Source organism: Saprospiraceae bacterium, from assembly GCA_016712145.1.
GTDB lineage: Bacteria > Bacteroidota > Bacteroidia > Chitinophagales > Saprospiraceae > Vicinibacter.
Map to the genome: position 1 here is coordinate 2265962 of JADJRO010000001.1, position 14177 is coordinate 2280138.

The following is a 14177-nucleotide window of genomic DNA, read 5'->3' on the forward strand; positions in this document are numbered from 1 at the left end:
ATGTAAACAATGTAAAGATTGAATCAACAAAAAACCTTGTTAATTTTTGAAAAAGTGTAGTAATTAAGCTCATAAAAATGTGTGTTAATTAAATATAGGTTGGTTAATTAATTGTTTAATCTTAAAATGCAGTTCATGCTTAACTTTCTTAAAAATGCAAAGCCTGGTAAAAATTAATTTACAAGTGCTTTGATTTTGAAAATCTCAAAACTTAAAATCTGCTTAAAATCATCAGAAACCGATCAACACTTTTGAATTTTAAATTTCATTAAATTCATGATGTTATATGTGGTTTTTGATGGGATTCGTCTTAGTACCATGTATAGGCAGCAAGCCAATAATGAAGATTGCTTACGGCCATTTAACGGAGGGTCATTTTGAATACAAACAATGTTTTGAGTGTCTGGTTTTTGAGACATTGAAATTAGGATTGAACACTAAGCTTATTTAAAAGCTATTATAAATACAATACGGCTAAATTACTACAAAAGATCCGTTTAGAAGAATTTAACCAAACATATTTATAATATCTATTTGTTAAGATAAGGTTTAGAATTAAATGCATTCTAAAATTTCTCAAATTCGGCAGCATATTTCAATAAATGGTATCACATTTGTTAAAATTTTAATTTAATCAATGATTTTAGGCTCAAGAATTACTGTAAAACCACCTTTTGCGAAACCAATCATTCAAGAAAAAAAACAAGAATTTCAATAATAAAAAAATTAAATGCTGGAATGCACCAAAACGAAAAGCAACTTCTTCAATGAACGCTTGACTGAAATTCAGTCATTTATCAGATTTATTCTACAAAGCAATCCCATGCCTGCATAGAAACCAAACATAACCGGTTTAAACCGGTTGCGCGTATTGCATTTAACTGATTTTTAAAACATTATATAATAATATATTTTTTGAAATTTACAAATAATTAGAAAATTACATCTAATTTTAGGAACTTATTCTAGGATATTAAAAAATTCCTTCAAACTTTTAGGATCCTATTTCTATATTTGAAACATAACCAACTTCATGCGAGCCCTTTGTTTGCTACTGTTTAATTATTTAATGATAAGCTTTAAAGGCTTTGGCCAAATAATATATACAGATCACCTGCCTTATTCCGACCCTTTTGAAACCGAATCTATTTACAAGCAATCTTTATTGATTCAGGACAGTTTTAAACAACAAAAAATTGCCTGTGTTACCCTTGAAATTTTGGAAATAAATAATGAAAAATACCTAGCAATAGATGGTCGTTTAAATCTGTATAAATGGCAAAATGGAATATGGAATTTAGTTTCTAATTCCAGCTATCACGGTTATAATTTTATTTCAAAAAAATTTGGTTATAGTGGTTCAATCTATTCTTTTGGTGGGTATGGTTTTTGGCGCGAACACGGGGACTTAATCCGTTATGATTGGGAACGAAATGAATGGGAAACCGAAATCATAGAAACGGATCAAGATATTGGTTCCGGTGTATCTTTTGTTAAAGAAGCTTATTTATATATAATTAATCCTGTATCCAGAAATCAACACATTAATCAGGTTAATAAGCATCAGGGTTTGTATAAAATTAATTTACAATCGCATCAACTCACCATTCTCCAAACAGATCCAAAATTAGATGCACTAAAATTTTCTACCCATTATGAAACCAATAATTATTACATAACATCCATTGATCCGTTTCAGATTATTAATAAATCAGCTATGACTTACAAATATTCTGATCTTACGCATTTGGTTAAATTACTTGCTGTCAATCCACAATCGTTCGTCTTAATACGTGGAGATTCAATTACAGTTTCTATAAATGCTACAGAAAAAATTAACATTGCTCTGGATTCAATTTATAAAAACCTTTCAGATATTTCACATCCAATTGTACAAAAATCCAAATCTATTTATTATACCTATGCGTTCATGTTTTTGGTATTTTTAGCTAGTATTTGGTATTTTAATCAAATACAATCGAAAAAACAAATATCCACTCCTTTAGAGCATCCTATGCTGATACGGCTTATGGAATATTCTGGTCAAACGCTTAGTCAAGAACAATTAGACATTGCTTTTGGAATAGACCAAATTAACCCTGCAGAAACGCAACGTTCCAAACGATCTAATTTAATTAAAGAGATTAATCATGAATATTATAAGATCCGGGGTGTTGAATTGGTCTCAAGAATTCAGGATCCTACAGACAAACGAAAGTTTTTGTATCAAATCCGGTAAAATCAAATGCTGCAATACTACTATTCTGCAATGCTGCAATGCTCATTGAATTAATTTAACCAATTAACAATTATCCCCTAACAACTGACAACTATCAACTAATTAATCATTCTACCAATACAAATCCTGCCCATTGGTAAGGATCCAGCCCCATGTCACGCAATTCTTTTTGCGCCGCATGAAATGCATCTGGTATGCTCATCTTGTTCCCGCCTTTGTCGGGACCTTCGGCCGCCTCCAGCCATTTTTTATAAAAAGTAGTCATTAATAAAGATGTTTGCTTATCGGGTACCTGCCACAAACTCATGATCAAATATTTTGCACCTGCAATTTTAAATGCACGTTGCAATCCATACACTCCTTCGTCTCCTTGGATGTCTCCAAGTCCGGTTTCACAGGCTGAGAGAACAACTAATTCAGTATTTCTTAAATTCAATTGGCTGATTTCATATGCAGTCAATATTCCATCTTCTCTTCCTTCCAGCGTTTGTTTACCTTGCCAAGCTGCATTGCCTCCGGCCATGATTAATCCGGACCGAAGCATGGGGTGATCTGATATTTTGAATACAGATTCCTGCTCCGATATTGATGCTTTTGAAATTGAAGAAGCCGCTTTCGCAGTTCCCTCGCTTGTCGCACTGTCGTGCGCCACTCCGCTTTTTGCGGAGTTCGCTCGGTCAGGATCCGGAAAGAAGTAACCATGTGTAGCGATGTGTAATATCCTAGGAGAAGCAGAATTATTTGCACCGATATTTTTGAAGGATTCCTCCGTAGCTTGGTAGCCTTTTTTCAAGCTAACATTTACTCCTGAAGTCTTCATAATTTTTTCAATGGAGTTGACTTCGCGTTCTGTACCTGCAAGGTAATTCCATGTGCCACCTCTGAGTGTTGAATCCACTGACTTAAAAGTTAATTCTCCTCGGGATCTTGATGCAAGTAATGGTTCATTAATTTGCAATATACTGTCTTGTTCAAATTGAATACCACCAAATAGAACGGCATCATTATTGGAAATTTTTACTTGTGTAGGGATGACCAACTGTCGGGTACTGTTGAGTGCTATTAAATTGTATCGGTCTGCTAAGGTCTCTGTCTCAGAAACAGGAATGGCATCGAGGTTGATTCGATGCAATAATCCAGTTGGTGAAAAATAAATGGTTTTAATACCTGATAACTCTTTCTCCAAAGGCTGCCATAAAATTTCATATAATGATTTTTTGGGTGCTTCGATGGCAATTGCACCGCGATCTGGAAGTGTGTATAATGAATTGACATAATCTGCTTTTCGCTCTGATTTGTAATGCAACAAGGAGTCTAATGATTTTTCTTCGAAAAGCAGAATGAAGATGGGCTGTTGGGCTTCTGGTAAAAGTAAGAGGGCGGCGTACATTATGCTATCAGTCTGCTTTATTTCGACAAACCCGTAGTGGACGAACTCGACAGCCGCCTCACCAGCCGCCAGATTGCGCTGTACTTCCTGCCAATTGACCTGCCGCATGGCATCGCCGAAGCCTGCTACAGTGTGGGCGAGGTCTTTTTCGAGGGTGTTGGATTTTTCTTCCAAATCGGCGACTTTTCCGCTGTCACGTTCGGCAATGGGCAGAGCATATTGGGCAGCGAGGAGGCGCTCGTAAGACTTCAATAGGTTGAATTTTTCGGTGGTCGTGGCGTCGGTGTGCGCCAGGTTTTTAATTTGGTTGGCGGCATTGAGCAAGAAACCTTTATAAAAAAGACTGTTGTCGTAACAGATAGCCCTTGCCTTCGTCCCTGCAGTTTGATGCATAAAGGATAGCGCCCGGCTTTGACTTGTGGTAAAATTTTTCATGTACTTTTTCAGTTCACTCTCCGAGAGGTGGTGCAAGGCTTTTTCCAGTAGCTTTTGATTTACTGAGGATAATTCGAGGTAAAGGGGTTCTGCTTTTTCATAGTTGCCCATGTCCTTAAACAAATGCGCCAGGTTACTCAGGCTCCTCGCATAGTCGGGATGCTCCTTGCCGAAGCTTTTTTCATAGATGACTTTGGATTCGAGGTAGAGGGGTTCGGCTTTTTCGTAGTTTCCCATGATTGAGTACAAATTTGTAAGGTTATTCAGGCTCCTTGCATAGTCTGGATGCTCCTTGCCGAAGGCTTTTTCGCAGATGGCTTTGTTTTCTAGGTAGAGGGGTTCGGCCTTTGCGTAGTTGCCCATGGTCCTGTATAAAATCGCAAGGTTATTCAGGCTTCTTGCATATTCGGGATGCTCCTTGCCAAGGGCTTTTTCCCATATAGCTTTGGCTTCAAGGAAGAATGGTTCAGCTTTTTGGTAGTTGCCCATGTCCGAGTACAAAATTGCCAAGTTATTAAGACTCCCCGCATAGTCTGGATGGTCCTTGCCGATAGCTTTTTCCCGGATGGCTTTGGATTCGAGGTAGAGGGGTTCGGCTTTTTCATAGTTGCTCATTTCCATGTACATAGCAGCCAGGTTGCTCAGGCTTTGGGCATAGTCGCGATGCTCCTTGCCGAGGGCTTTTTCCCGGATGGCTTTGGCTTCAAGGAAGAGGGGTTCGGCTTTTTCATAGTTGCCCATTTCCTTGTAACAAACCGCCATGTTGTTTAAAATCATTGCATAGTCGGGATGCACCTTGCCGACGGTTTTTTCCGAGATAGCTTTGGCTTCAAGGTAGAGGGGTTCGGCTTTTTGGTAGTTGCCTATGTCTTTGTACAAAAGCGCAAGGTTGTTCAGGCTCCAAACATAGTCGGGATGCTCCTTGCCGATAGCTTTTTCCCGGATGGCTTTGGCTTCAAGATACCATATTTCAGCTTCGGGATGGTCTTTTTTTAAATAATTCACTCTGCCCCTATTGAAGGCACAACTGCCATACGCCGCCGACTCACGCCCCAGTTTTTCGAGGGCGATTTTTTCGGCAGCGGCATTCACTTCGAGGGCTTTGTCGAAGTTCCGCTGCCCTGTAAGGGTGCGGGAAACCTTGATGAGGCTGTCCACTTGATTAATGGCAGACGAATCAACAGATTGGGCAAAAATATTTTGATTCATTAAAACGATAAAAAACAGAAATCCTATCTTCATTTACACCTATTTTTTCAATGTAAAAATATTCAATATAATTAGACACACAATTTATAATTCAAAACGATTCAGTGCCTTAAACACATCACTTGTATTTCATATATTAATTAATTCAGGGTTTAATGAAATAAATAATGGTTGCGATGGTAGAGAAGAAGTAATTGATCTGAGTAATGAAGACATTTTTTGCGATTCGAAAGGAAGAACAAAAAGCGTTATTGATGAAATCAGAGTGATAGGAGATACCGGTGGAAATGATGTGAGTACCGATGATGATTGCAATTGCGATACCCGAATTCTGAGTATAAGAATTAAACCATTTAAATTAAAATTTCAAAACAGGTAAAAAGCAAGTCCTTTTTCTATTTCAAACCAAGCCGGTACCAGTAAATAAACTTTAAATCTTCGGGTAAAAATTTACTTAAAAGGGATTGTAAATCTATTCTTCTAAAGAAATAGAACTAAACAATTTTTAACACCAGCGATTCTTTACATTTTAATAATACAAATAACTATGAATCATTAAATAAGCGCAGGACATTTGAATATCGCTTAGCTTTTGATATCTTGTAATTAATATAATTCCATTAATTTTATATTATTGATAAAACTGACTAGTTTTGGAACAGTTTATAGCGAACGCCAATTTACTAAACTATTTGCTTATGTCAATTTTAGAATAGTACAAGGAAAATCCTTATAGAGTTATTAAAACAAAATAAAAATGAAAAATATCCTTTTCCTTAACTTATGTGTCTTAGTACTTGGCAATTTAACTGCACAGTACTCGGAATCGTTTCCAACCATCAACAAAGGTTATAAAATTAGTTGTGCCAATGACTTTACAACGATGAACTGGACACTAAGTTCATGGGATGCAACCGGAACGTGCCAAACAGCTGATTTACGAGATCCAACTGATTATTTCAATACAACGGCAGCTGGTGTATTAGAATCTATTGACCTTGATCAGGAAGTTTGTTGGGAAAGTCCACTTATTAATACGGTTGCAGCTAATCCTGTGAGTTTAGAAATGGACCTCACATGGGTGGGGTTTGACACTGATGCTGCCGGTGGTGGCTGTATTGGAGATTACATAAAAGTGTTTTATAGTGTAAATGGAGGTGCTTATACCATGATCCCCAATGTCAAAGGAGGCAATTCCTGCGCTACCGTAGCCTATCCTTTTGGTGCATCAGGAGCCCCATTCAACGACAATGTCCATATCAATCAAACCGGTATTCCCGGTGGCAGTACTTTGAAGATCAGAGTTTGTGTCTCTACCAACGCCAATGCAGAAATGGTTACTATAGATAATGTAAGTGTACCACAATCAGGTGTTTCTGTTGGTTGTGCCGCACCAGTACTGAGTATTGTGGTTACACCCGTTGGTTGTTCTAATCCCAATAGCGGGGCAATTGATCTTACAGTCAGTGCCGGTACTCCGGGTTACACGTACCTCTGGTCCAATAATGAAACTACACAGGATATTAGCAACAAACCTGTTGGTACTTATACGGTGACCGTTACCGATGCGGCTTCTTGCACAGCAACAACAAGTGCAAGCATTTCAAATGCACCTGCTATCACACTTACTACTCAGATACTGGATGCCAGTTGTGGCGGAAACTCAGATGGAGAAATTGGCCTTGATGTTAGCGGAGGTGTACCCGGTTACACCTATGATTGGAGTAATGACGGAGCAGAAAATCCAGACAATGATACTCAGGATTTAATTGCTGTAGGTACAGGAACTTATACCATTACTGTAACTGATGCCAGTGGCTGCACAGCAACGAAGAGTTTAACAATAGGGGTCCAACCAACTGTAGCCTATAACGAACAATTCAATGTTCCAAATAAAGGTTACCTGGCAAATTATGTGGATGACTTTTCTGCTGTTGCCTGGACAATGAGTTCCTGGTCACCTGAACCTCCTGCTCCTTTTGGGCGAGATGCTGTAGATTTTTTTCGTACCACCAGTGGCGTTTTACTGGGTGAGGATTTTGATCAGGATATCTGTTGGACAAGCCCTTTGATTTCATTAAATACAGGAACGCAATTTTCAGTTGACCTTAGTTGGACTGGATTTGATGTTCAGACGGATGAATACATAAATGTAAAATACAGTATTGATGGTGGAAGCTATACCACGCTTCCAAATTTGATAGGAGGTGGTGTCGGAACCATACAATATGCTGCTGGATTGGACCAGAGTGGTTCATTGACTGTTACCAAAACCGGTCTTTCAGGAAGCACCATTCAAATTCAAATTTGCGCACAATTCAATTCAAATAATGAATCAATGACTATTGATAATGTGAGTGTACCCAACAGCAAGCCTTATTGTCCTGCTCCAATCCCAAGCTTGACACCTAAGAATGTTACTTGTAATGGAGCTGCAGATGGTATGATTACAACTACCGTTACCAATGGATCGACTCCTTATACTTTTCAGTGGAGCAATGGTTCAACTACCCAGAATCTTACAGGCCTTACACCTGGTGGCTATACTATTACTGTTACAGACGCCAATGCACTTACCGGTACTGCTACAACAACAATAACAGAGCCTTCTGCGATTGTTTTGAGTACTACAAAAGTCAATGTTTTATGCAATGGAGCTTCAACGGGCTCAATTGATTTGACAGTAAATGGTGGAACTCCAGGATATAATTATATTTGGTCAAATAATGCAACATCTCAGGATATTTCAGGTTTAGCAGCGGGTACCTATTCTGTTACAGTAACCGATGCAAATGGATGCACTAAAACAAGTTCTAATACAATTACTCAACCAAGTGCAATTATGTTGAGTACCAATCAAGTCAATGTTTTATGTAATGGAGCTTCTACAGGTTCAATTGATTTGACTGCAACTGGTGGGGCTTCAGCATATACTTATATGTGGTCAAATAATGCAACCATTCAGGATCTTACAGGAATATCAGCTGGAGGATATACGGTGACAGTAACAGACGCTAATGGATGTACGAAAACAATCTCTGCAACAATTACGCAACCGGCAGCCATTTCATTAAGTTCATCCATTGTTACACCAAGCAATTGTTTTGTTTCGGATGGCTCAATTGATTTAAGTATCTCCGGTGGGGTGGGAACGATCACTTATGATTGGAGTAATGATGGACCGGAAAATCCTGACAATGATAGTCAGGATCTTAGCAATCTGTTGGAAGGTAGCTACTCAGTAACCGTAACGGATGATAATGGATGCACCGCAAGTCATACAAAAGTTTTGGATTACATTGATATTATCTTACCATCAATAAGCTGCCCATCAAATCAGAGTTTATCGAATGATGCTGATGTCTGTTCTGTTATCGCAACTTATACCCCTCCCATTGGAACAGATAATTGTTCAGGCCAAACAACAACTCAAACTTCTGGCTTAGCTAGCGGTTCCCCTTTTCCAGTTGGGGTCACAACCAATACGTTTAGAGTAACTGACGCAAGCAATAACACAAAAACTTGTAGTTTCACTGTAACAGTAAATGATACACAAGCTCCAACAATCACTTGTCCTTCTAATCAGGAAGTTTCAAACGATGCAGGCGTTTGTTCTGCTGTTGTTAATTATACAGCACCAACAGGAACCGATAATTGTACAGGAGCAATTACTGTTAGAACAGCAGGTTTGGCAAGTGGGTCCGCATTTCTAGTAGGGATAACCACCAATACTTTTAAAGTAACTGACGCAAGCAATAACACAAAAACTTGTAGTTTCACTGTAACAGTAAATGATACACAAGCTCCAACAATCACTTGTCCTTCTAATCAGGAAGTTTCAAACGATGCAGGCGTTTGTTCTGCTGTTGTTAATTATACAGCACCAACAGGAACCGATAATTGTACAGGAGCAATTACTGTTAGAACAGCAGGTTTGGCAAGTGGGTCCGCATTTCCAGTAGGGATAACCACCAATACTTTTAAAGTAACTGACGCAAGCAATAACACAAAAACTTGTAGTTTCACTGTAACGGTAAATGATACACAAATTCCTTCAGTAACCTGTCCGAGCAATAAGGTTGACAGTAATTCTTTAGGAAGTTGCACAAAAGTGATGACTTATACTGCTACGGCTACTGATAATTGTGAAGTATCTACTATCAGCTACACTCCTAATAGTGGATCAACATTTAATATCGGAGTCACTACTGTATTGGTTACAGTAACTGATGTAAGCGGAAATTCCAAAACCTGTACTTTCACAGTAACTATAAATGCCAGAACTGAGATATGTAATGACATAGATGATGATTGTGATGGAGAAATTGATGAAGACTTTGATATGGATAATGACGGAATATCTGATTGTCTGGATAATTGCCCCACTGTTTCAAATTCAAACCAAGCCGATTCGGATTGTGATGGTGTTGGAAACGTTTGTGATGTGTGTCCGGGCGGTAATGATAAAATAGATAATAATAATGATGGTAAACCAGATTGCAAATATCCACCTGCGTTTGCTTCAATTATTTCTGCCTGGAAATGCAGTGGAAATTCAAAAGTACAGGTTTGTACGAAAACACCTTCAGGTGGTTATAAAACTGTTTGTACTTATTATTCAGCATTACAAACCCATATCAATGCTGGTGGTTATCTGGGGCCATGTGGCAATGCATCCTGTGGTGGCAATTTGGAAAAATTTGAAGAGGCTATTCAATATTTAAATTACTATGAATCTTTGCATAAAGCACAATCAAATCTTGATCTGAATGAATTTGTCATCTCACCCAATCCGGTTAAAGAGGGATTTATTCTTACTTTTAAAGATTTCGTTGAGAATGCTCAAATCAAAATAATTGATTGCCGAGGATTTTCTGTTTATACAAAACAGATTCAATTTCCAACAATAGAAATTGATATATCAATCTCTCATTTTAATCAGTCCGTAAGTCCCGGATTATACTTTGTGGTGATTGAATCAACTAAACAGCGTCTGATTAAAAAACTTACAATTCTTGAATAATATTTAAACCCAAATTTATCAGTTGAGTTTCGTAGTAAGAGTCAAAAGTCCAATGAAATCTAGTACTCATATTTTTACCGCAGGCATAGTCATAATTGGTTGAGGATAAAAATATGAGTACGTGCTTGAGTTTGAAGGAATTTTGGCTCGTAACAGAAAGTTAAAGAAAAATCTGGGTTTAAGTACACCTCTTCCAAATAAAAAAACCCAACTCAATAAGTAAATTGAGTTGGGTTTTTTTATTATGTTGTTCTTATCGTATCAATTCAAATTTTCCGTTGTACATTTTACCATTGAGATCTTCTGCCTGAATTACATACAATCCTTCGGGCCAGTTGCGAATAGTGATGGTATGCAATTTTAACTCATCATCAAATTGAATGTACTCGGCTTGTTTGCCTTGATTATTAAAAATTCGAATGCTTCGCAGCATTCCTGTTTTTAAAGCTACACTGATGTTGTCAGTTGCCGGATTGGGAAAAGCAACTAATTGATCGTTCAATTCAAAGAAACTGCTTTGCTGATCAGATGGTATAGCTCCGTCCTCGCTTTTAGCATCAATGCAATTTTCTGCGCACAACAAACGATAAATCGTTTTATTTTCTGAAATCAAACTGTTGGTTCCTCCATTAAAATTATTTGCAATGTTGATGCAGTAATCTTCCACTTCACCATATGCAAAATTGCAACAGGAATTGGGAGGATAGGAACCATAAGACATAGATACCCGCATCCGTGTTGACTTTGGAGTGCATCCCGGTATGGTTACATTCCCACAAATACGGGTATTGCCATTTCCATATGCAAATAATTCACCCGCATCTTCAAAATCACCATCGCCATTAAAATCGATCCAAACTTTCCAATAAGCAGTGTATGCCGTACCGGAATATCCAGGTGTTAAGCATAAATTATAGGTTTGACCTGTGATGACTTCTATGCAAGGATTCGGAAAATATTTATAACCTCCATTTGGACCAGAACAATTGTCAACATTTGCCAATTTTACACACTGGATCCACATGATACTGCAATCGGATCCTTTAGAGGCACAATAGGTATTATTACAATTCACAGTGACATAAAAACTACAGGTATCACTTACACTGCCTTGGTATGCAACATAGGTAACTTTTGTTGTTCCACAAGGAAATAAACTTCCACAAGGTGGTCCTTCTATTTGTTTAAGGGTATAACATGGCATTTTACAAATAAATTCTCGTGTAGTAGAATTGTATTGATCATTCCAGGTTCCATCCGGTATTAATTCTACGTAATCCTGATTTCCATTGGCATCGTTGGGTTGTCCAGCATACCAATTGGTAAATAATATCGGACTGCCATCGATCCATTCAAACAATCCTTCGATGCGACTATCATGCAATCCAATATAAGCAGTTTGTCCCATTAGTTTGGAAGCCACCCATTGATTTTCATCCAAAGAATTCATCACACATAATTTGCCACCAACGCTTTCACAAATATATTTTGCATCCGGCCAGGTAGCAGTTTGTCGCGAACAGAAATACCGATTCCCTAAATAGGTACCCATATATACAAATCCGGGTATGGTGTCTTTGCATGGTTTGCAGGTGGTAACATTGGGATGATTCCAGTTGACAATGGCTCCATTCACATTGGGATCTTTATCTACTGTAATATTTGGTGGACAATGAATTTTTAATCCATTACCCAAAACTGTAACTTTAAAACTGTGATTTGTAATGTTTCCACAATGGTCATATGCTGAATACACAACAATCGTAGTACCCGCTGGAAAAACATTACCGGGCTTATAATTTGAAGTTAGTTGTTTGATACTACAATTATCTATAGCAATGGGTGGATTCCACCAGGCGGCTGCTTCGCAATCACCTTTCGCATCCACTGTAATATCAGGAGTGCAATACGTAAACACAGGAGCTATGGTATCATTTAAATCAATAATTTGTGTACATTCTGAATACAACTTGCTGTTTTTAGGATCGGTTGCACGCCAAATCCGCTTAAACCGTTTTGCATTTAAACAGGGATAATTTTTTATCAAAATATCCGAATAGGTGATGATTGGAATTTCACAAGAAACCGAACCAGGAATTGCAGTTGCAGTGCCTGATCTTGAAGCATTGCAATTGGCTTCAGGGCATCCATAATAATCTGAAGGACATTTGATCACTGGCGGTTTATTACAACAATTTCCAGTTACAAGTATTTTAAATGAATACGAACTGATATTTCCACAAGAATCAATTGCTGTATAAATAACTGCATTTAATCCGGGAGGAAATGCAGTTCCTGATTTATAATTACTCGTTAAAGAAGCAATTTTACAATTATCTAAGACTACAGGTTCTGCCCAGTTTACAATAGCTAAACATGTCAATGTATCAATGCTTACAAAAGTATCTCTGGGTCCCGAAATAAATTGAGGTGGAATGCTGTCTTTCAATTGAATGCTTTGTAAACAACTTGCTTTCAATTTAGGATCATTTGGATCGGTTGCTGTCCAAATCCGTACAATATGAATGGCTCCATAACATGGACCTTCAGAAATCTTCAGATCTTCAAATTTTATAATTGGATCTGCACATCCAGGATTTCCAGGATCAGCTATTGCCATTCCTGTGTGTGAGGGTTCAAGAGAAGAACCTGGACAAGCCACATAATCAGCAGGGCATTTTATTTTTGGATTGACATTACAACATTCTGAAACTGTTATTGTAAAACTGCAGGTCGCTGATTTACCACAAACGTCGGTTGCAGTATATAATATGGGACTGGTACCCACATTAAAACTGCTTCCGGAAGCTATGCTTGATTGCAATACAACTCCACTGCATCCATCACTAACTGCAGGTGCTTTCCAATGTACTGTTGTTTTGCAATTAATACCCGGACTTACGGTTATGTCAGCAGGACAACAAGTAATCACCGGTGCGGCATCATCTTTCAATTCAATCGTTTGCAGACAAAATGCATATTTCGTGGTATCAATTGGATCAAAGGCTTCCCAAATGCGGATCAACCGAATTTCACCCGGACAGGCTCCTCTAAATAGGACTGAATCTCGGTATCTATACACGGGCGGATTGCATCGTGCAGACCCAGGCGATATGGTAAGTTGTCCGGTGATTGTGGGGTCCAGTCCGTCATTAGGACAACCGGAATAATCTGCAGGGCAGGTAATCAAAGGCGGCGTATCGCAACAAGAACCGATAACGGTTATATTAAAGCTGCAACTGCTTTTATTTGCACAAGGATCTTCCGCATTGTAAGAAACTCCTGTGATCCCAATAGGAAACTGGTCACCAGAAATGTGGCTAGCACTTAAAAACAATTTACCACAATTATCAAAAACAGACGGAGGGTTCCAAAATACATTTGCAAAACAATTGCTGTTTGCCATGACGCTGGTGTCTCGCGGACAATTAATAATGGTAGGTGCTTCATCGTCTTTAAGGATAATTTTCTGGAGGCAGGAAGAATTTAAAATCGGATCCTGAGGATCGCTGGCGGTCCATACTCTGTTAATTTCAATAGCTCCAACGCAAGGTCCGGAAGAAATGACGGCATCTCTAAAGCTAATTAAGGGAGGACTGCAATTTGGTCCGCCTGGTATTGCGCTTGCAAAGCCAGTATTCCCTGGTCCGGTTGAAACGCCCGGACAGGCATGAAAATCAGGAGGACAAGTAATAATCGGTGCTACAGTACATGCAGCAATCCGGGTTTTTGCCCGGAAGAAATTAAATGATTTTTTGGGTTGGCCATAGTTACTGTTACATGCAAGTAACACCAAAACGAGCATGAATACCCGCCTTAAAATTAAAGTCTTTTGAGATTCCATAGTTTTGAATTTGAAAATTGTAAAAACTATGGCAGCG

General features: G+C 38.4%; 4 protein-coding genes. 2 read left to right on the top strand and 2 right to left on the bottom strand.

The window, feature by feature from the left end:
• Positions 1 to 1069: 1069 nt before the first annotated feature.
• Positions 1070 to 2239: a hypothetical protein gene (locus IPK91_09465; protein ID MBK8297486.1), complete on the top strand. Its 1170-nt coding sequence runs from the start codon at positions 1070 to 1072 to the stop codon at positions 2237 to 2239.
• 106 nt (positions 2240 to 2345) lie between these two features.
• Here the strand turns inward: IPK91_09465 and IPK91_09470 are convergent, their stop codons facing one another.
• Entirely contained in the window at positions 2346 to 5306 is a 2961-nt protein-coding gene (locus IPK91_09470) for a CHAT domain-containing protein (GenBank protein MBK8297487.1), read from the bottom strand.
• 724 nt (positions 5307 to 6030) lie between these two features.
• Here IPK91_09470 and IPK91_09475 point away from each other — a divergent pair.
• Positions 6031 to 10296 carry an HYR domain-containing protein gene (locus IPK91_09475; protein ID MBK8297488.1) on the top strand — a complete coding sequence of 1422 codons (4266 nt, stop codon included), beginning with the start codon at positions 6031 to 6033 and terminating at the stop codon, positions 10294 to 10296.
• Between the two features lie 253 nt (positions 10297 to 10549).
• On the opposite strand, the gene IPK91_09480 is transcribed toward IPK91_09475, so the two are convergent.
• Positions 10550 to 14140 carry an HYR domain-containing protein gene (locus IPK91_09480; protein MBK8297489.1) on the bottom strand — a complete coding sequence of 1197 codons (3591 nt, stop codon included), beginning with the start codon at positions 14138 to 14140 and terminating at the stop codon, positions 10550 to 10552.
• Positions 14141 to 14177: the final 37 nt, after the last annotated feature.